The following is a 19,588-nucleotide window of genomic DNA, read 5'->3' as shown; positions in this document are numbered from 1 at the left end:
GAGTTTGCTATGGAATTAAGCCATCAAGAAGAATTGCGTTACAACCGCCAAATCGTGTTGAAGGACATTGATTTTGACGGACAAGAAACGTTAAAAAGTAGCAAAATGCTGATTGTTGGTCTCGGCGGATTAGGTTGTGCTGCCGGGCAATATTTAGCCGTTGCCGGTGTGGGACATTTAACCTTACTGGATTTCGACACCGTGGATTTATCTAATTTACAGCGCCAAGTCTTACATGATGACAGTCGCCTTGGGATGCCAAAAGTGGAATCTGCTAGGCAGTCTCTACAACGTTTAAATCCACATATTGAGGTCAATGCAATCCACCAACTATTGGATGAGCAACAACTTCATGGCTTGGTTGGCAAATTTGATGTGGTATTGGATTGCTCCGACAACATCACGACACGCAATCAATTAGATTTAGCTTGTGCTGCCCATAAAATTCCACTCATTTCCGGTGCGGCTATTCGTATGGAAGGACAGGTTTCCGTTTTCACTTATGAAGACAATACGCCGACCTATCATACGCTCAGCCGTTTATTTGGTGACAATGCTTTAAGTTGCGTAGAAGCCGGTGTGTTGGCACCGATTGTCGGTTTGGTTGGTTCTATTCAAGCCTTAGAGGCCATCAAAGTGCGGTTAAAAATCGGAAAGAATTTGTGTGGCAGGTTATTGTTGATTGATGGCATGACCATGTCGGTAAGGGAAATGAAATTGCCGAATAGCAGTCTGTAAAATAATGGCAGCATGCAAGGGGAAAATGCATGCTGTCATTTCAGTTTTTAAATGTTCAATTACGCATTTCTAAAAAACACCTTTAAAATCCACCGCACTTTATCCCCTCTATTTCAACAATAAGCAATCAGCAAATAAAAACGCGTTACGTTATTTTAAAAGATGGCTTCTAAACGTAAAAATGCACCAATGTGATGTCGACGATCCTGATTCTTATCATTGTAATAATTCAATTCAGGCTGAATAAAAAACCATTGACGCAAAATCGGCTGACGCCAAGTAATAAATGGGCCGTATTGGTTAAGATGAAATTGTTTATTATCGATATCACCACCAATAAAAATGCCATAATTTAGCCGTTTATAGTTATTGAAATCGTGTTGACGATAAAAACTGTTCCCCCAAGAATTTTTTTCATCAACATCATGTTCGGACTGTAAATACAGCTGATTAGCGATAAAGCTGGTATCTGAAGTCCGATACTTGTTTTCAAAGTTCGTCCGCAAATAATGTTTACTATTGGTTCCGTAGCGGTAAATTTGCTCCAATCTGGTAGAAAAACGATCAGTAATAAGCCATTCTTTTCCCGCTTTAAAGCGCAAATAAATATCGCTACCGGAACGAATGCCTAGATCGAGATCGGTATCAATGCCTAATTTTTTAATGGAGTCGGACCAGCGTAAACCGACCGAGGCATTATCCTCGCGCGTTTGACGTCGATCATAATGTTTATTTTTATTCAATGGCTGGTTATAAACCTTACCGATGTGGTTTTTGTCTCGTGATTCATTATCTAAATCTTCATCCCCGAAAACCAAACTCAGCTGTTTTTTTAAGGTCGGTAGCCGAATCTTCCCACGGACACGTGGTTTCATAGAAAAGTGATCGTAATGATTCCATTGGCTATCCAACATGATACGCAAGCCGGCAGTCGCTGGCTGATTGAGATCTGGCTCTCCCATCCATTCATCCATCGCATGCGCCCAACTATGCAATTTGGTGCGTATCTCTTGATGTTGTTCATCTACCCATGTTTTTTCCTGTTCTTCAGCCAAAACACCGAAGGACGGTAATAAACCGATAAAAACCGATGCCGCTAACAAAGAGGATTTTTTCATATGTAGCTCCTTTACTTATATCGATGCTGTATTCACCCTATCTTATGCGATTTACGACAAACCTGTCACAAAAAATCCACAGGTAAATGAGGTTTCTATTAAATTTCTTATTTGCTATCTTCTCTATAAAACAAACGGCGCCTAATGCGCCGTTTGTTTTGATAAATAGAAGCCTCTTTATCTCTCGTTATGGATCTCAAGATTTGAGGAATCCTTTTCGCGTTTTTTCTTTGCCGCATCGTTACGCTGCTCAGCAATGTTATCCAAATAAGCTTCTGTAATATCGCCGGTAACATAACAGCCGGTAAACACCGAGCAATCAAATGCTTGAATAGCCGGATTTTCTTGTTGTACGGAACCGGTTAAATCCGCTAAGTCTTGGAACACCAATTTATCAACACCAATAAGTTTGGCGATTTCATCGGTATTACGTTCATAGGCAATTAATTCGCTGCGCGTTGGCATATCGATGCCATACACGTTCGGATAGCGAATTTCCGGTGCGGCGGAAGCAAAATACACTTTTTTCGCGCCAGCAGCTCGAGCCATCTCCACGATTTGTTCAGAGGTCGTGCCACGCACAATAGAATCATCCACCAATAACACATTTTTACCTTTAAACTCAGAGGCAATGGTATTCAATTTACGACGAACAGAACTCACGCGTTGCGCTTGCCCCGGCATAATGAATGTGCGACCGACATAACGATTTTTTACAAACCCTTGGCGATAAGGCTTGTTCAACACATTAGCAATACGCAATGCAATATCATTTGAGGTTTCCGGCACCGGAATCACCACATCAATATCCATGTCTTGCCATTCACGGGCGATTTTCTCCCCTAAACGTTGTCCCATGTGCACACGGGCTGCGTAAACGGAAACGCCGTCAATGCAGGAATCCGGACGGGCAAAATAGACATATTCAAAAATACACGGCGTTAACACGGGATTGTCAGCACATTGTTGAGCATACAACTCGCCATCAAAAGTTATAAAAATCGCTTCTCCCGGCGCCACATCACGCACAAACTCAAATCCCACAACATCTAACGCCACGCTTTCCGAAGCGAACATATACTCGGTTTTGCCATGCTCTTCACGTTTACCTAACACTAAAGGACGAATACCATGGGGATCACGAAACGCCACCATGCCATGGTCAATGATCATCGCAATACAGGCATACGCACCGCGAATATCTTCATGGGTTTGTTTCACTGCATTAAAAATATCTTGCGGTGTTAACGCGTATTTTTGCGGTTGATCGAGGTGATACGCAAGAATATTCAGTAAAAGTTCTGAGTCGGAATTAGTGTTCACATGACGGCGGGCAAGGTTGAAGAGTTTTTCCTTCAATTCGACAGAATTTGTTAAATTGCCGTTATGTACCAAGGTTAAGCCATAAGGCGAGTTTACATAAAACGGCTGGGCTTCAGAGACACTGGAACTTCCTGCAGTCGGATAGCGTACATGACCGATACCGGTATTGCCCGCCAAGCGCAACATATGCACTTGTTGAAACACATCACTCACCAAGCCGTTCGCCTTACGCAAACGAAAGCGATTTTCGTCATCAATGGTGACAATGCCCGCCGCATCCTGCCCACGATGTTGTAATACCGTTAAGGCATCATAAATGGCTTGATTTACCAGGGTTTGGCTGACAATACCGACAATACCGCACATACACGTTGTTCCTCTACTGATTCTGAGTTGAAGTTGGGATTGGATTTGAAGCCGGCGTAGTCACTTGCTCCAAATCCAAGGTTGAATTTAAAAAACTGGAATTTGCTTGTATCTGTTGAAAGAACCAATCCACCACAAAACGAAAGTGCGGTATTAATTTTGACTCTTTCCACCAATCACTTTGATTTGACGCGGTGAACGTATCCAAGAAAAATAAAATTGCCGCCACAATGAGCACACCACGTAATAGCCCGAAGCAAGCACCAAGTACTCGATCCGTCCCGCTTAAGCCGGTACGATCCACTAACTGACCTAATACATAATTCACGATAGCGCCAACAATCAATGAGGCAATAAATAAGATAGCAATGGCAACACCATTGCGGATATACAGGGATTCAATGGAAGTTAACAAACCCGCCAAATACACATAAAAATTGCTTGCAATAAAAAATGCCACAATCCAACTGGCTAGTGACATCACTTCACGGACGAAACCGCGTAATAAGCTGACAATAACGGAAAAAACAATAATGCCGATAATAATGTAATCAATCATCAAATCATCTCTAAAGTGTTGAAAAAAACACTTCTATTTGCAACGGGCGCTATTCTAGCAAAAAACGAAACCGTTTGCGCAAAAATTTACGCACTAAAAAACGCCCTTTTGCACAAAGAAGCAAAGGGGCGTCACTATACCATTGTTATGTTTGGGAATATAGAAAAAATCGGGGAATTAAAGCTCCTGCCAAAAATCACGGGGTAATTTTTTCTGAGCAAGATTCAGTAACTTTGCCAAATCCAAATAGGTGGGCTTGTCGGGGAAAGAAGGTAAGGTATCCTGCGTCTCTCTCAATTTTTCAAAAACACGTTGAAAACCGACCGCACTTTGAGGTGACAATGGCATTTGTGCGCGTTTGCCTAACCAATAAAATCCCTGCAAAGGCAAACATAACGCAAATAAAGCGCTTAACACCGCAACAGCAAGTGCCATGTTGTCGCCTCGTGCATAAATTTGCTGCCACACCACAAATAATACCGCAAGAAACGGCATCATTTTCTGGGCAAATAAGGTTGCTTTAATAATGCGATTTTCGGGGAAAATAGCGCCTAACTTTGGTTCTAAAGGCCAACTATTTAAATATTGTTGCCCTATTTTTAATGTGCGATAAAAACCCATGTCATGCTTATCCTTTGTGTCAATTCAACGTCAGGTTGCTCAACATAACATAAACTGACGGATTTTTTAATTTTCCATATTCATACCTCTTCTTTAGTAATCTTTTTTTCAGGAAAAATGAATCACTTACGAAATGTAAAAAAATTGCTAAATTTTTTTGATTCAGGTCGCATTTTTTGATGTTAAGAATTTATTTTAAAAGGTGAAGGGTGTATTCTATGGCGGTTTAATTTTCTATTATTCGTTCACTATTTGAACGGATTTTGTTTAACTCAAACCCGTATAGGTCGCTTATGTCTGAAAAATTAGTCCTAATCCTCAATTGTGGTAGCTCTTCACTAAAATTTTCTATTTTGAATCCTGCCACCGGCGAAGAAAAATTGTCCGGCTTAGCCGAAGCGTTTTACTTACCTGAAGCCCGTATTAAATGGAAATTACACGGCGAAAAAGGACAGGCTGATTTAGGTGCCGGCGCCGCTCACGCCGAAGCGTTAAATTTTGTTGTTAATAACATTTTCTCGCTTGATCCTGAATTACAAAAAGGCGTTGTTGCTATCGGTCACCGTATCGTACACGGCGGCGAAAAATTCACCTCTTCCGTTATCGTTAACGATGAAGTGGTTAAAGGCATTGAAGATGCAATTCAATTTGCACCATTGCACAACCCTGCACACTTAATCGGTATCAAAGAAGCATTCAAACTCTTCCCGCATTTGAAAGAGAAAAACGTGGTGGTATTTGATACTGCATTCCATCAAACCATGCCGGAAGAAGCTTACTTATACGCATTACCTTACTCTTTATATCGCGATCACGGTGTTCGTCGCTACGGCGCACACGGTACAAGCCACTATTATGTCAGCCGTGAAGCGGCAAAACGTTTAGGCGTCGCAGAAGACAAAGTAAACGTGATCACTTGCCATTTAGGTAACGGTGGTTCCGTATCCGCAATTCGTCATGGCGAATGTATCGATACCTCTATGGGTTTAACCCCGTTAGAAGGTTTAGTCATGGGTACCCGTTGTGGTGACATCGACCCGGCTATCGTTTTCTACATGCACGACACCCTCGGCATGTCCGTTGAAGAAATCAACACCACCTTAACGAAAAAATCCGGTTTACTTGGTTTAACCGAAGTCACTAGTGACTGCCGTTATGCCGAAGACAACTATGACAAAGAAATCCCGGCAAAACGTGCATTAGACGTTTATTGCTACCGTTTAGCGAAATACATCGGTTCTTACATGGCCGTTATCGGTGAGCGTTTGGATGCCATCGTCTTTACCGGCGGTATTGGTGAAAACTCTGCGCACGTACGCGAACTCACCTTAGCGCACTTAAAATTATTCGGTTATAAATTGGATAATGAGAAAAACATGGCTGCCCGTTTTGGTAACGAAGGCGTGATTACCGCTGATAACACCCCAATCGCCATGGTTATTCCAACCAATGAAGAATTAGTGATCGCACAAGACACCGCACGTCTTTGCATCTAAAACGTAATCTATAAACTGCCGATTTATTCGGCAGTTTCTTTTTAATCCTCTATTCCAATCGAAGGTAAATTATGTCTCGTACTATTATTTTAATTCCGATTAGCACCGGCGTGGGTTTAACCAGCGTAAGTCTTGGTTTAATCAACGCACTTGAACAAAAAGGTGCCAAAGTCGGTTTCATGAAACCTATTTCTCAACCAAATACCGGTGAAGATATTATCGACCGCACAACCTCTATCGTACGCACCAGCACCGGTTTAGAAACGGCTGAGCCGTTTATGCTAAGCGTGGCAGAATCCCTGATCGGTCAAAATCAATCTGATGTGTTGTTAGAAAAAATCGTTGAAAATCATCAACGTCTTGCTAAAAACAATGAAATTGTCATTGTGGAAGGCTTGATTCCAACCCGCAAACATTCTTTCGCCAATAGCATTAACTACGAAATCGCCCAAGCACTTGATGCGGAAATCGTATTAGTCGCGGCACCGGCTACAGAAACTCCGGCACAATTGAAAGAACGTGTAGAAGCAGCTGCTTCTCTGTTCGGTGGTCAAGGCAATAAAAATCTTCTTGGCGTGATCGTGAACAAATTCAATGCGCCAGTGGATGAATCCGGCAGAACCCGCCCAGATTTAAGCGAAATTTTCGATTCTTTCCAACACAGCCACAACAGCGAATCCGAGTTGGTAAAATTATTCGCACAAAGCCAGCTCAACTTACTGGCATGTATCCCATGGTCTGCTGATCTTATTGCAACCCGTGCGATTGATTTAATTAAACATTTAGGCGCATCGATTCTTAATGAAGGCGATGTAAATCGTCGTATTCGCGGTATCACTTTCTGTGCAAGAAGCTTGCCAAATATGGTGGAACACTTCCGTGCCGGAAGCTTACTCGTGGTTTCTGCTGACCGCCCGGATGTGATCGTGGCAGCGGCACTTGCGGTGTCCAACGGTATTGAAATCGGCGGTTTATTATTAACCGGCGGTTACAAATTAGATCCACAAATCAACAAACTTTGTCAGCATGTTTTTGAAAACAAAAAATTGCCGGTTTTCCGTATTGAAGGCAACACCTGGCAAACGGCTTTAAGCCTACAAAACTTTAACCTTGAAGTACCGGTTGACGATAAAGAGCGCATTGAAAACATCAAACGCTATACCAGCGAAAAATTAGATGCCACCTTCGTTAATGGATTAGTTGAAGCTTCAAGCCGTTTACGTCGTTTATCGCCACCGGCATTCCGCTTCCAATTAACGGAATTAGCCCGTTCTGCGAATAAACGTATCGTCTTACCGGAAGGCGATGAACCACGTACAATCAAAGCGGCCATCTTATGTGCTGAACGCGGTATCGCAGAATGTATCTTGTTAGCCAACCCTGAAGAGGTAAAACGCGTTGCTGAATCTCAAGGTGTGAAATTAGTCAAAGGTATTACGGTTATTGACCCGGCAAGCGTACGTGAGAACTATGTCGCACGTTTAGTGGAATTACGTAAAGCCAAAGGCATGACAGAAACCATGGCACGTGAACAATTAGAAGATAACGTTGTACTTGGCACCATGATGTTAGAAGCCAACGAAGTTGACGGTTTGGTATCCGGCGCAGTTCACACCACAGCCAACACCATTCGCCCACCGATGCAAATTATCAAAACCGCACCGGGCAGCTCCATTATCTCTTCTATCTTCTTCATGTTATTACCGGATCAAGTGTTGGTTTACGGTGACTGCGCGGTGAACCCGGATCCGACCGCAGAACAACTCGCGGAAATTGCGATTCAATCTGCCGAATCAGCGAAATCCTTCGGTATTGAGCCGAAAGTGGCGATGATCTCCTATTCTACCGGCTCTTCCGGTAGTGGTGCAGACGTTGAAAAAGTGAAAGAAGCCACTCGTATTGCGAAAGAAAAACGCCCCGATTTACTCATCGATGGCCCATTACAATACGATGCCGCGGTGATGGAAGATGTGGCTCGCTCTAAAGCACCAAATTCTCCGGTTGCCGGTCAAGCTACTGTATTCATCTTCCCGGATCTGAATACCGGTAACACCACCTATAAAGCAGTTCAACGTTCCGCCGACCTTGTTTCTATCGGACCGATGCTTCAAGGTATGCGCAAACCTGTGAACGACTTGTCCCGTGGTGCATTGGTTGATGACATCGTGTACACCATTGCATTAACGGCAATTCAAGCAACACAATAAAACGCTTGAAAAACACACCGCACTTTCGTGCAAAAGAAAAGGCTTTCGTAATGAAAGCCTTTTTATTTACCGAAAGGATTGAATTAACAAATTCGTTCTTTTTGTCTAAATAACCTGTTATTCAAAGTGAAAAGTGCGGTCAGTTTTTGAGGTGGATTTCATTTTTGTGTTTCACAATCACCATTTGATGATCGGCAAATTTCTGCACAAGCGTTTGAATTGATTGCCCATTTGGCAACGAAAGACGAGGCGCAATTTCTGCCAATGGAATGATCACAAATTCACGCTGGTGCATATCATAATGTGGCACTGTCAGGCGTTCCGACTGAATAATGTGATCAGAATACAGCAAAATATCCAAATCCAATGTCCGCTCTCCCCAGCGACGCAGACGCACACGACCTTGTTCATGTTCAATGCGCTGCAATTCATCTAACAATGCAAGAGGCGCAAGTGAGGTTTCCAAACAAGCCACTGCATTCACATAATCAGGCTGATCCTGTGGTCCAAGAGGCTTACTTTGATAAAAAGAGCTCACCGCCACTAATTTAGAGTCAGACAGTTCATTCATCGCCTGTAAGGCAGAAATGAGTTGCGCCTGAGGATTAGCAAGGTTACTTCCCAAAGCAACATACACCTTATTCATGGCTAACCTTTTTTGCAGAATGATGTCGTTTACGACGATGATATTTGCGTTTTCTCGGCTGACTCGGCAACTCTTTCACCAAATCTTGTCGTTGGTTTTCGTTGCTAAATTGATATTCATGCCACCATGCCGCCAACTCAACGGCTTCACCGCCCTCAATTTCTGCGCGCATCACTAATAAATCAAAGCCCGCACGGAATTTTGATTGTTCGATAGCTCGCTGCACAGATTTCGGCGTACGTTTTAAGAACTGCAACTGTAGCGACCAAATATCTCGAATCACCGTAGTGTGACGACGCGGCACCGCTAATGCATTGCATAACACATCTAACAAGTCGTTAGAGGCCAAAGCATAGGCATCATTGTTATTCAAGCCGCCTTCATTTTTTAGAGTTTCCACTCTTTCACGCAACGGATACCAGAAGAATGCGGCAAATAAGAACGCCGGATTAATCGGTAATTTATCTGCCACGCGTTCATCAGTGGAGGTCAACGCACGCAAAATCATTTTTTCTGCCATGCTGTCTTCACGCTCAGTGAAATACGTTGGCAACAACGGGAACAGTTGTTCAAACAAGCCATATTGACGTAATAAATGGTACGTTTTTACACCATGCCCGTTTTGCAATAACTTCAAGCTTTCTTCAAACAAACGTGCCGGTGGAATATTTTTGAGTAAATGGGCAAGGGATTTAATTGGCGTTTCACTTGGTTTATCTAAGAACATCTCTAATTTCGCCATAAAGCGAATGGAGCGCAACATGCGCACCGGATCTTCCTGATAACGAGTAACGGGATCGCCGATTAAACGTAATTTACCGTTTTTTAAATCTTCAATACCGTTGAAATAATCTTTCAACGTGTTGTCTTGTGGATTGTAATACAGCGCGTTTACGCTGAAATCACGGCGTTCCGCATCTTGCTCCAAGGTGCCATACACATTGTCACGTAACAGCATGCCCTCTTCGCTTTGCTTGGCAAGTTTCTCATTATGATGCTCCGCATGGCCGGCGCGAAATGTCGCCACTTCAATAATCTCACGACCAAACATCACGTGCGCCAAACGGAAACGTCGCCCAACCAAACGGCATTGACGTTGAAAAACCGCTTGAATTTGTTCCGGACGCGCATTGGTCGCCACATCAAAATCTTTTGGTTTTTTACCCAACAATAAGTCACGCAAACAACCGCCGACCACATAGGCTTCATACCCTTGACGTTGTAGTTTTTCCACCACCGTCAATGCGTTACGATTAAACATACGTGGCGTAATGCCATACATGGATGCCTTAATGCTATGTTTGAAATCTTTTTTAGGTGTGTTTCTTTTATTGTGGGATGAACCCTGAGCCTTGTTTTTTACAGGTTCAGTCACTGTGATAGAGGGTCTTTTAGGTGAGGCTTTAATGTCATTTTGAGCAGCAGGATGTTTTTTGATTTTCTTGCTCAAAAGATTTTTAATATAGGTAAAGATAAGACATCTCCGTTTATCAGAAAAATAAAGTGAAAGCGCGGTCGAAAAATAAGGTGTTTTTTGACCGCACTTTTATCTATTTTTAGTCGAATTAACCGACCATTTGTTTTTCGCGAATTTCCGCTAATGTTTTGCAGTCGATACACAAATCTGCTGTCGGACGCGCTTCTAAACGTTTAATCCCAATTTCCACGCCACAAGAATCGCAATAGCCGAAATCGTCTGTATCCAATTTTTTCAATGTATTTTCGATTTTCTTCATTAATTTGCGTTCACGATCACGAGCACGTAATTCCAAACTGAACTCTTCTTCTTGTGTTGCGCGGTCAGCCGGATCCGGGAAGTTAGCCGCTTCATCTTGCATATGAGCAACGGTCCGAGAAGCTTCATCTCTAATTTGATCATGCCAGGCTTGAAGAATTTTTTTGAAATGTAGCACTTGATGCTCATTCATGTATTCTTCGCCTTTCTTTTCTTTGTAAGGCTCAACGCCGGCTAAAGCCAATAAACTTAAAGACGCTTTACTCATGTGTATCTCCTAATAAAAAATTCATCCATTTCATAGTGTTAAGGCCACAATCAGTGTCGCTTAATATGATTACTACCCAAAAGTAAAACCGATTAAAAAATGGAGCCAAATTTTGAAGGCGTATAAATAGCAGAACTCATCCTATTTATCAAATAATATTTGCATATCCATTCAGTATTCTAAGGATTTTTTTTAATTTTGTGATTCAGATTCCAATATTTTTGAAAGCGTATTTTCCCTCCCTAAAAATTCTTTCATAGTCCCTGCCATGGAACAAAAGTGCGGTAAAAAATGTGGGCGTTTCGTTAGATAAATTTGCGGGAAGTTTAATTGTAAGCGGTATCACTTTGGTGTTTTTACCCGATAGGTTTTTAGTCTCTTGGCAAACGGCACTTTATTTATCCCTTCTTTTATGTCCGCTCATTTTGCTTGCCCGAGGTTTATCCTGTCATAAAACGAAATACTCGCTTCTTTGGCTACTTTTGTTCACGCTCAATCTGGCTTATGTACATCAGCCGGCAATACAGTTGCTGAACCAAGCGGACAACATTGCCCGTTTGCCGAAAACTATTCATACCGAATTTATCGTGGAAGAGATCCTACATCATCAACAATATCAAACCTTAACCCTCCGTGCGAAGCTCGCGGATAACCAGCCGGAACAACGCCTCTACGCCAATTGGAAACTTAAACAAAACGTGAATATTGGTGAACGTTATGTGGGAGATTTGCGCCTTCGCCCAATTTCCTCACGGCTCAATAAGGATGGTTTTGATCGGCAACAATGGTACTTCAGTAAACGCATCACTGCGTGGGCAGAAGTGAAAAGTGCGGTCAAAATAGATCACGTTTTTTCATGGCGGCAAAGCGCACTTCATCATGCGCTCAAGCAAACAGAACCGTTATCTCAACAAGGGTTATTATTGGCGCTTGGTTTTGGCGAACGGGCATGGCTCGAAAATGCCACATGGCAAATTTATCAAAAAACCAATACGGCGCACTTGATTGCTATTTCAGGATTACATATCGGTCTGGCGATGATGTTAGGCTTTGCCTTGGCACGCTTACTCCAATTTACGTTTCCAACCCATTACATCACGCCAACCTTTCCGATTTTCTGCGGCATGATTTTAGCCCTGCTTTATAGTCAACTTGCAGGACTGGCAATCCCCACACTACGCGCCATCATTGCCCTCGCGTTACTCTATACCATTCAGCATTTAAGGCTACATTGGACGGTGTGGCAGCTGTTATTGCGAGTGGTCGCACTGTTGATTTTTATCGATCCGCTCATGTTGCTTTCCACCAGTTTTTGGCTATCCGTCGGGGCGGTCACCAGTTTAATTATTTGGTATCAATGTTTTCCGCTGTCCTTATTACACTGGCGCGGCAAATCATTCAGCCACTCGCCTTGGGGAAAAGTGCGGTATGTTTTCGGTTTATTTCATTTGCAACTTGGTTTGCTTTGGTTATTCACGCCGATTCAATTGTTCTTTTTTAACGGCATTTCCTTAAACAGTTTTATTGCCAATCTTATTGCCGTGCCACTTTATAGCTTCATTTTAGTGCCATTGGTGCTGTTTGCTGTGCTCACCCAAGGCAGTTGGAACACATGGTGGCTTGCCAATGATCTGGCAGAAAAAATCACCGCACTTTTAGCCCCCTTGCAGGATCATTGGCTGGCTATTTCTCTTCCCCACAGTTTATGGATTACGCTTGTTTTAACCTGCCTGTTTTTAGGCTTGCTGTATTACGTTTATAAACCCCAGAAACCTCTCTCTTCTACATTGGAATTAGCAAAACGCACTCGTTTAAAGGGATTTCATCTCGCTGCTGAACGCACCTTAAGTTTTCCCTTACAAAAGACAATTTACGGGTTAGGTTGCGGATTGATTGCATTTTGCAGCACCACATTGGCGTACCACTACCTTTCCCACCCAAATTGGCAATTGGATACCTTAGATGTCGGTCAAGGGTTAGCCACCCTGATCGTTAAAGATGGCAAAGGCGTGCTATACGACACCGGTTCAAGTTGGGCGGGGGGCAGCATGGCGCAGTTAGAAATTCTGCCTTATTTACAGCGACAAGGCATTCAGTTGGAATGGCTGATTTTAAGTCATGATGACAACGATCATTCGGGCGGTGCTCGCGCGATGTTGGCCGCTTATCCCGACATTCAACTGACCACCGCTTCGCAAAAACGTTATGGCGAAAAAAACACGGAAGAAAACGACCGCACTTTTTGCCTTGCCAACAAACAATGGACATGGCAGGGATTACACTTTACCGTACTTTCTCCCAACAACATCGTGCCACGTGCGGAAAATCCCGATTCCTGTACGCTGCTCTTAACCGACGGTAAACACAATATTTTACTGACAGGCGATGCCGATCTCAGCGTGGAATACAACATTTTACCCAAGCTAGATAAAATCCACGTACTACAAGTGGGACACCATGGCAGCAAAACCTCGACAGGAGAGGCATTAGTGCGCCACACACAGCCGGATATAGCGTTAATCTCCAGCGGGCGTTGGAATCCCTGGCACTTTCCAAACAACGAGGTTATGGCAAGGCTAAAGCAGCAAGGTACGCAAAGTTACAATACGGCAGAAACAGGTCAAATCAGTTTGTTATTTCATGGAAATAAAATAGAAATTCAAACTGCTCGGGCGGAATTTTCGCCATGGTATCGCAGATTAATTGGCTTGAAGGGCAAATAAAGGTACAATGCGCCATTATTTTTGACCCAAAGACAGAAATTATTATGCAAGATCAAGATCTTTCTACTATGCAAACCTTCAAGCGTCTGTGGCCAATGATTAGTCCGTATAAAGCCGGTTTGATTGTTTCCGCTGTTGCCTTAATTCTCAACGCCCTAACCGACTCCGGCTTAATTTTCCTACTCAAACCCTTATTGGATGAGGGCTTTGGTAAAGCAGACGCATCATTTTTGAAATACATGTCTGTCTTTGTTGTGTTAATCATTATCTTACGCGGCGTGTCCAGCTTTATTTCCAACTATTGCTTGGCTTGGGTTTCCGGTAAAGTGGTGATGACCATGCGTCGGCGTTTATTCAAACATTTAATGTTTATGCCGGTCAGTTTTTTTGATAAAAACGCTGCCGGAAAACTGCTTTCCCGTATCACTTATGACTCCGAAATGATCGCCAGTGCCTCTTCCGGATCATTGATTACCATCGTGCGTGAAGGTGCTTATTTAATTTCTCTTCTTTGCGTGATGCTTTATACCAGTTGGCAACTGTCCGTTGTATTACTGATTATCGGCCCTATCATCGGCATCTTGATCAGCATGGTTTCTAAAAAATTCCGCAATTTAAGCCGTAACATGCAAAACTCCATGGGAGATTTAACCTCAACGGCAGAACAAATGTTAAAAGGGCATAAAGTGGTTCTTTCTTTCGGTGGCCAAATTATCGAAGAAGAACGTTTCAATCACGTCAGCAATGATATGCGCCGTAAAGGCATGAAAATGACTGCAGCAGATGCCATTGCCGATCCTGTGGTGCAAATCATTGCCTCGTTTGCCCTTGCCGCCGTGTTATACCTCGCGAGTTTCCCTTCCATCATGGATCAAAACTTAAGTGCGGGGACATTTACCGTTGTTTTCTCTTCCATGCTTGCCTTAATGCGCCCGTTAAAATCCTTAACGAACGTCAACGCCCAATTCCAACGCGGTATGGCAGCCTGTCAAACCTTGTTCGGTATTTTGGATATGGAAACGGAAAAAGATACCGGCACGCATAAAGCGGACAATGTAAAAGGCGACCTTGAATTTAAAAATGTCACCTTTCGCTATGAGGGCAAAGAAGAACTTGCCTTGGATAATATTTCCTTCCAGATTCCTCATGGCAAAACTGTGGCGTTAGTCGGTCGTTCCGGTTCCGGTAAATCTACCATCGCTAATTTAGTGACCCGTTTCTATGATGTGACCCAAGGTAAAATTTTGTTAGACGGCGTGAATATTCAAGATTATCGCCTATCAGATTTACGCGAAAATTGCGCCGTAGTCTCCCAACAAGTGCACTTATTCAACGATACCATTGCCAATAACATCGCTTATGCAGCGAAAAATAAATATAGCCGTGAAGAAATCATCAACGCAGCAAAAGCGGCACACGCCATGGAATTTATCGAACATTTAGAACATGGTTTAGATACCGTTATCGGCGAAAATGGTGCCAGCTTATCCGGCGGTCAACGCCAACGTTTAGCCATTGCCCGTGCATTATTGCGTAATTCACCGGTGTTAATTTTAGATGAAGCGACCTCTGCTTTAGATACGGAATCCGAGCGTGCGATTCAAGCCGCATTGGAAGAAATTCAAAAAGATCGTACCGTTTTGGTGATCGCACATCGTTTATCCACCATTGAAAAGGCTGACGAAATTCTTGTCATTGAAAACGGACAAATTAAAGAACGTGGCAACCACCAAGCCCTATTGGCACAAGGCGGTGCGTATAAACAATTACACGGCATGCAGTTCAGTCAATAATTAACCTAAGGAGAAAGTATGCAGTTTTGGTATTCCCGTTCGTGGATCACATGGCTACTCTGCCCTTTCTCCTTGTTATTTTGGCTAATTAGCGCTTTTCGACGAGCTTTATTTCGCTTTCATGTCTTAACATCTTATCGAGCACCGGTTCCTGTCGTGATCGTCGGTAATTTGTCGGTGGGTGGAAACGGTAAAACACCTGCGGTGATTTGGTTAGTCGAAGAACTTCGCAAGTGTGGTCTGAATGTTGGGGTGATTTCCAGAGGTTATGGCAGCCAAGCCAAAACTTATCCTTTGTTGGTCACACCGACCAGTGATCCGGTGCAAGCCGGTGATGAGCCGGTTTTAATTGCCACACGGACCCAAGCCCCGGTTTGCATTTCCCCTAATCGTCAACAAGCCATCGAATATCTATTACAACATGCGCCTTGTGATGTCATCATCAGCGATGACGGCTTACAACATTACAAATTACAGCGTGATATTGAAATCGTGATCATGGATGCTCAACGTGGTTTAGGCAACGGTTTCTTATTACCAGCAGGCTCGCTACGCGAGTTGCCAAGCCGTTTACAATCCGTCGATTTCATTATTACCAACGGTGCAGAAAATCAATACAGCGATGCGGTGATGCTCTTAAAACCACAATACGCCGTCAATTTAGCAACCAATGCGCAACGTCCGTTAAATGAATTTAACCACGCAACCGCTATCGCCGGCATCGGCAATCCACCACGTTTTTTTGCAATGTTAGAACAACAGGGAATCACATTAAGCGAAACCCAAGCCTTCCAAGATCATCAGGCTTTTACCGCCTCTCTGTTTGATAAATTCGATAAAAATCAACCGCTCTTCATGACCGAAAAAGATGCGGTGAAGTGCCTCGCCTTTGCGCGAGAAAATTGGTGGTATGTGCCGGTAACCACGGAAATCCAAGGGGATAAAACACAGCTATTGATTCAAAAAATCGTGCAAAAGTGCGGTCAAAAATCAAAATAAAACACCATGAACAAACAATTATTGGATATCGTGGCTTGCCCAACTTGCCATGGACATTTGGAATACGATGAGCAACATCAACGTTTAATTTGCCGCATTGAAAAGCTTGCCTACCCGATCAAAAACGGTATTCCGATATTATTAGCAGAACAGGCAGAAACATTAAGCCAATCAGAGGAACAATAACATGACCCAATTCACCGTAATCATTCCCGCCCGTTACGCCTCCAGCCGTCTGCCGGGCAAACCGTTAGCAGACATTGCCGGCAAACCGATGATTCAACATGTTTTTGAACAAGCTAAGCAATCCGGCGCCAGCCGAATCATTATCGCGACCGACAATGAACAAGTGGCAACCGCGGCTAAAAATTTTGGTGCGGAAGTGTGCATGACGGCAGAAAGCCACAATTCCGGTACAGAACGCTTGGCTGAAGTGGTTGAAAAACTGGCGATTCCCAACAACGAAATCATCGTGAACATTCAAGGCGATGAACCGCTTATTCCGCCGGTGATTGTCAAACAAGTGGCAGAAAATCTCGCTAAATACCCTGTCAACATGGCAAGCCTTGCGGTCAATATCGACGAGCCTGAGGAATTATTTAATCCCAATGTGGTGAAAGTGTTAACCGACAAAGACGGCTATGTACTTTATTTCTCTCGAGCCGTAATTCCTTGGGATCGCGATCAATTTGCGCAAATGGATGACGTAGCAAAATTGCAACTGAATACACAATACCTGCGCCACATCGGGATTTATGCTTATCGCGCTGGTTTCATTAAACAATATGTGCAATGGCAACCGACCGCATTAGAACACATCGAAAAACTGGAACAGCTACGCGTGCTTTGGAACGGCGAAAAAATTCATGTAGAACTCGCCAAAGAAGTACCGGCTGTAGGTGTGGACACGGCTGAAGATCTGGAAAAAGTGCGGTCGATTTTGACAAAGAAATCACATTAAAGAAAATACTCCCCTCTTTAGTAAAGAGGGGAGTATTTTCTTTAAAAATTCAACGACGATAATGTTTCAAATCATTTCAATATAAAATCTGACTTAATCACTCATGATGACTTTCGACGCCAAAAAATTCCTCGCTAACGTACCGCACTTACCGGGCGTTTATCGTATGTATGACGATAGCAACACGGTGATTTATGTGGGCAAGGCAAAAGATCTGAAAAAACGCTTATCCAGTTATTTTCGCAAGCAGTTAAACAGCAAGAAAACAGAGGCGTTAGTGGCATCAATTCATCATATTGAAACCACGATTACCACCTCGGAAACAGAAGCTCTCCTACTTGAGCACAATTACATCAAAACCTATCAGCCGCGTTATAACGTGTTGCTACGCGATGATAAATCCTATCCGTATATTTTATTAACCAAAGAAACGCATCCTCGCATTACCTCTTATCGTGGCTCGAAAAAAATCCAAGGGGAATATTTCGGCCCTTACCCCAACGCCGGCGCGGTGCGTGAAACCTTGTCTTTGTTGCAAAAACTGTTCCCTATTCGGCAATGCGAAAATTCGGTGTATAACAACCGCTCGCGCCCTTGTTTGCAATATCAAATCGGGCGTTGTCTTGCCCCCTGCGTAAAAGGTTATGTGACTGACGAAGTCTATGCGCAACAGGTGAATTTTGCCCGCTTGTTCTTACAGGGCAAAGATCAACAAGTGTTGGATCATTTAGTCAAACAAATGGAACAGGCAAGTCAGCAACTGAATTTTGAAGAGGCGGCACGGATTCGCGATCAAATTCAGGCAGTGCGCGCGGTAATTGAAAAACAATTTGTCGCCAACGATCGCCATGATGATATTGATATTATCGCCATCGCCTACCAACTTGGTGTGGCTTGCGTGCAGGTGTTGTTTATCCGTCAGGGTAAGATTTTGGGTAATCGTAGTTACTTCCCGAAAGTGCCGAACAATACCAATCTGGCAGAACTCACAGAAACCTTTGTTGGGCAATTTTATCTACAGGCACACCAAGGCAGAACCATTCCGAACACCATTATCGTGGATCAAAAACTGGAAGAAAAAGCCGATTTGGAAACCTTGTTAAGCGACCAAGCAGGGCGAAAAGTTACCATTCAAGATCATGCCAAAGGCGATAAAAGCAAATACCTGCAGCTAGCACAAATGAATGCCAAAGCTGCGTTAGTGACCAAGTTAAAACAATCTACCTTGCAACATGATCGCTATGCCGCCCTGCAGGAATTACTCGACATTGATGTTATCAAACGCATGGAATGTTTTGACATTAGCCACACGATGGGCGAACAAACCATCGCTTCCTGCGTAGTGTTCAATCAAGACGGGCCGCTAAAATCCGATTATCGTCGTTTCAACATCAGCGGCATCACCAAAGGCGATGACTACGCGGCTATGGAGCAAGCACTGTTAAAACGCTACGACAAAGATCTAGAAGAAGACAAAATCCCCGACATTATTTTTATTGACGGCGGCAAAGGGCAACTCAACCGTGCGTTACAAGTGTTTGAAAATCTCAAGGTAAAATGGAATAAAAACCGACCGCACTTAATTGGCGTTGCCAAAGGCGTCGATCGCCGTGCGGGCTTGGAAACCCTGATTTTAAGCAAATGGGATAAAGAATTGCATTTGCCATCGGACAGCCTCGCACTCCATTTAATCCAACATATCCGCGATGAAAGCCACAATCACGCTATCAGCGGACACCGTAAGAAACGCCAACAACATTTCACCCAAAGCGGCTTAGAAAGCATTGAAGGTGTAGGCGCTAAACGCCGCCAAGCGCTCCTCAAATATCTCGGCGGTTTACAAGGCGTTAAAAATGCCACCCTCGATGAAATCGCCTCCGTCCCCGGCATTTCAAAAGCACTGGCGGAAAAGATTTTTGAAACGTTGCAGCATTAGATTAAAAGAAAAGTGCGATCAGTTTTTTGGTATTTCTCAAATGAAAAACGTTGAAAAAACGAACCGCACTTTTTAGATTAAAGGCTCGCCTGAAAAACG

16 protein-coding genes are annotated in these 19,588 nt (G+C 43.4%); 9 read left to right on the top strand and 7 right to left on the bottom strand.

Going from position 1 to position 19,588, the window contains the following annotated elements; translation table 11 throughout:
- The first annotated feature begins 9 nt into the window (after positions 1–9).
- On the top strand, positions 10–738 hold the full coding sequence (gene moeB / locus LQ983_RS00285) for a molybdopterin-synthase adenylyltransferase MoeB (RefSeq protein WP_230621218.1): 729 nt from the start codon (positions 10–12) through the stop codon (positions 736–738).
- 155 nt (positions 739–893) lie between these two features.
- Here the strand turns inward: moeB and LQ983_RS00280 are convergent, their stop codons facing one another.
- The 4 genes from LQ983_RS00280 to yfbV all read right to left on the bottom strand — a co-directional run bounded on the left by LQ983_RS00280 (position 894) and on the right by yfbV (position 4,725).
- A complete protein-coding gene (locus LQ983_RS00280; RefSeq protein WP_230621217.1) occupies positions 894–1,856 on the bottom strand; it encodes a hypothetical protein in 963 nt (320 codons plus the stop codon).
- Positions 1,857–2,033: 177 nt separating this feature from the next.
- Entirely contained in the window at positions 2,034–3,545 is a 1,512-nt protein-coding gene (purF, locus tag LQ983_RS00275) for an amidophosphoribosyltransferase (RefSeq protein WP_230621216.1), read from the bottom strand.
- A gap of 13 nt (positions 3,546–3,558) precedes the next feature.
- The gene (locus tag LQ983_RS00270; RefSeq protein ID WP_230621215.1) at positions 3,559–4,104 is read right to left on the bottom strand and encodes a CvpA family protein; all 546 of its coding nucleotides are present in this window, start codon (positions 4,102–4,104) and stop codon (positions 3,559–3,561) included.
- Between the two features lie 177 nt (positions 4,105–4,281).
- Positions 4,282–4,725, bottom strand: coding sequence for a terminus macrodomain insulation protein YfbV (gene yfbV / locus LQ983_RS00265; protein ID WP_230621214.1), 444 nt, complete (start codon positions 4,723–4,725; stop codon positions 4,282–4,284).
- A 293-nt stretch (positions 4,726–5,018) separates the two neighbouring features.
- Here yfbV and LQ983_RS00260 point away from each other — a divergent pair, with 293 nt between their 5' ends.
- Both LQ983_RS00260 and pta read left to right on the top strand, forming a co-directional pair.
- On the top strand, positions 5,019–6,221 hold the full coding sequence (locus LQ983_RS00260) for an acetate kinase (protein ID WP_230621213.1): 1,203 nt from the start codon (positions 5,019–5,021) through the stop codon (positions 6,219–6,221).
- Positions 6,222–6,292: 71 nt separating this feature from the next.
- On the top strand, positions 6,293–8,428 hold the full coding sequence (gene pta, locus LQ983_RS00255) for a phosphate acetyltransferase (RefSeq protein ID WP_230621212.1): 2,136 nt from the start codon (positions 6,293–6,295) through the stop codon (positions 8,426–8,428).
- 139 nt (positions 8,429–8,567) lie between these two features.
- On the opposite strand, the gene folK is transcribed toward pta, so the two are convergent.
- The 3 genes from folK to dksA form a co-directional block, all read right to left on the bottom strand.
- Positions 8,568–9,074: a 2-amino-4-hydroxy-6-hydroxymethyldihydropteridine diphosphokinase gene (gene folK, locus LQ983_RS00250; RefSeq protein WP_230621211.1), complete on the bottom strand. Its 507-nt coding sequence runs from the start codon at positions 9,072–9,074 to the stop codon at positions 8,568–8,570.
- Positions 9,067–10,356 carry a polynucleotide adenylyltransferase PcnB gene (pcnB, locus tag LQ983_RS00245; RefSeq protein ID WP_370636590.1) on the bottom strand — a complete coding sequence of 430 codons (1,290 nt, stop codon included), beginning with the start codon at positions 10,354–10,356 and terminating at the stop codon, positions 9,067–9,069. The genes folK and pcnB overlap by 8 nt, the downstream gene beginning before the upstream one ends.
- A gap of 283 nt (positions 10,357–10,639) precedes the next feature.
- Positions 10,640–11,077 (bottom strand): RNA polymerase-binding protein DksA, encoded by a 438-nt coding sequence (gene dksA / locus LQ983_RS00240; RefSeq protein ID WP_006717934.1) that lies wholly within the window; start codon positions 11,075–11,077, stop codon positions 10,640–10,642.
- Positions 11,078–11,370: 293 nt separating this feature from the next.
- On the opposite strand from dksA, the gene LQ983_RS00235 reads away from it, so the two are divergent.
- The 6 genes from LQ983_RS00235 (at position 11,371) to uvrC (ending at position 19,489) form a co-directional block, all read left to right on the top strand.
- Positions 11,371–13,800 carry a DNA internalization-related competence protein ComEC/Rec2 gene (locus LQ983_RS00235; RefSeq protein ID WP_230621209.1) on the top strand — a complete coding sequence of 810 codons (2,430 nt, stop codon included), beginning with the start codon at positions 11,371–11,373 and terminating at the stop codon, positions 13,798–13,800.
- A gap of 44 nt (positions 13,801–13,844) precedes the next feature.
- Complete coding sequence (gene msbA, locus LQ983_RS00230; protein ID WP_230621208.1) at positions 13,845–15,593, top strand: lipid A ABC transporter ATP-binding protein/permease MsbA; 1,749 nt, start codon at positions 13,845–13,847, stop codon at positions 15,591–15,593.
- An 18-nt stretch (positions 15,594–15,611) separates the two neighbouring features.
- On the top strand, positions 15,612–16,592 hold the full coding sequence (gene lpxK, locus LQ983_RS00225) for a tetraacyldisaccharide 4'-kinase (protein ID WP_230621207.1): 981 nt from the start codon (positions 15,612–15,614) through the stop codon (positions 16,590–16,592).
- Positions 16,593–16,598: 6 nt separating this feature from the next.
- A complete protein-coding gene (locus LQ983_RS00220) occupies positions 16,599–16,778 on the top strand; it encodes a Trm112 family protein (protein WP_006717924.1) in 180 nt (59 codons plus the stop codon).
- Between the two features lies 1 nt (position 16,779).
- Complete coding sequence (kdsB, locus tag LQ983_RS00215; protein ID WP_230621206.1) at positions 16,780–17,553, top strand: 3-deoxy-manno-octulosonate cytidylyltransferase; 774 nt, start codon at positions 16,780–16,782, stop codon at positions 17,551–17,553.
- 106 nt (positions 17,554–17,659) lie between these two features.
- Complete coding sequence (gene uvrC, locus LQ983_RS00210) at positions 17,660–19,489, top strand: excinuclease ABC subunit UvrC (protein WP_230622580.1); 1,830 nt, start codon at positions 17,660–17,662, stop codon at positions 19,487–19,489.
- Positions 19,490–19,588 lie beyond the last annotated feature (99 nt).

The sequence above is a fragment of the Aggregatibacter sp. Marseille-P9115 genome (assembly GCF_920939465.1).
Taxonomy (GTDB): Bacteria; Pseudomonadota; Gammaproteobacteria; order Enterobacterales; family Pasteurellaceae; genus Aggregatibacter; species Aggregatibacter segnis_B.
The sequence above is the reverse complement of the archived record's forward strand: the minus strand, read 5'-3'. Positions and strand labels throughout refer to the sequence as shown.

Excerpts from the sequence above, each read along its gene's own strand:
- LQ983_RS00280 (WP_230621217.1), bottom strand. The coding sequence starts at position 1,856 with ATGAAAAAATCCTCTTTGTTAGCGGCATCGGTTTTTATCGGTTTATTA.
- kdsB (WP_230621206.1), top strand. The coding sequence starts at position 16,780 with ATGACCCAATTCACCGTAATCATTCCCGCCCGTTACGCCTCCAGCCGT.
- LQ983_RS00260 (WP_230621213.1), top strand. The coding sequence starts at position 5,019 with ATGTCTGAAAAATTAGTCCTAATCCTCAATTGTGGTAGCTCTTCACTA.
- LQ983_RS00270 (WP_230621215.1), bottom strand. The coding sequence starts at position 4,104 with ATGATTGATTACATTATTATCGGCATTATTGTTTTTTCCGTTATTGTC.
- dksA (WP_006717934.1), bottom strand. The coding sequence starts at position 11,077 with ATGAGTAAAGCGTCTTTAAGTTTATTGGCTTTAGCCGGCGTTGAGCCT.
- LQ983_RS00220 (WP_006717924.1), top strand. The coding sequence starts at position 16,599 with ATGAACAAACAATTATTGGATATCGTGGCTTGCCCAACTTGCCATGGA.
- msbA (WP_230621208.1), top strand. The coding sequence starts at position 13,845 with ATGCAAGATCAAGATCTTTCTACTATGCAAACCTTCAAGCGTCTGTGG.
- moeB (WP_230621218.1), top strand. The coding sequence starts at position 10 with ATGGAATTAAGCCATCAAGAAGAATTGCGTTACAACCGCCAAATCGTG.
- folK (WP_230621211.1), bottom strand. The coding sequence starts at position 9,074 with ATGAATAAGGTGTATGTTGCTTTGGGAAGTAACCTTGCTAATCCTCAG.
- pta (WP_230621212.1), top strand. The coding sequence starts at position 6,293 with ATGTCTCGTACTATTATTTTAATTCCGATTAGCACCGGCGTGGGTTTA.
- lpxK (WP_230621207.1), top strand. The coding sequence starts at position 15,612 with ATGCAGTTTTGGTATTCCCGTTCGTGGATCACATGGCTACTCTGCCCT.
- purF (WP_230621216.1), bottom strand. The coding sequence starts at position 3,545 with ATGTGCGGTATTGTCGGTATTGTCAGCCAAACCCTGGTAAATCAAGCC.
- uvrC (WP_230622580.1), top strand. The coding sequence starts at position 17,660 with ATGACTTTCGACGCCAAAAAATTCCTCGCTAACGTACCGCACTTACCG.
- yfbV (WP_230621214.1), bottom strand. The coding sequence starts at position 4,725 with ATGGGTTTTTATCGCACATTAAAAATAGGGCAACAATATTTAAATAGT.
- pcnB (WP_370636590.1), bottom strand. The coding sequence starts at position 10,356 with ATGTATGGCATTACGCCACGTATGTTTAATCGTAACGCATTGACGGTG.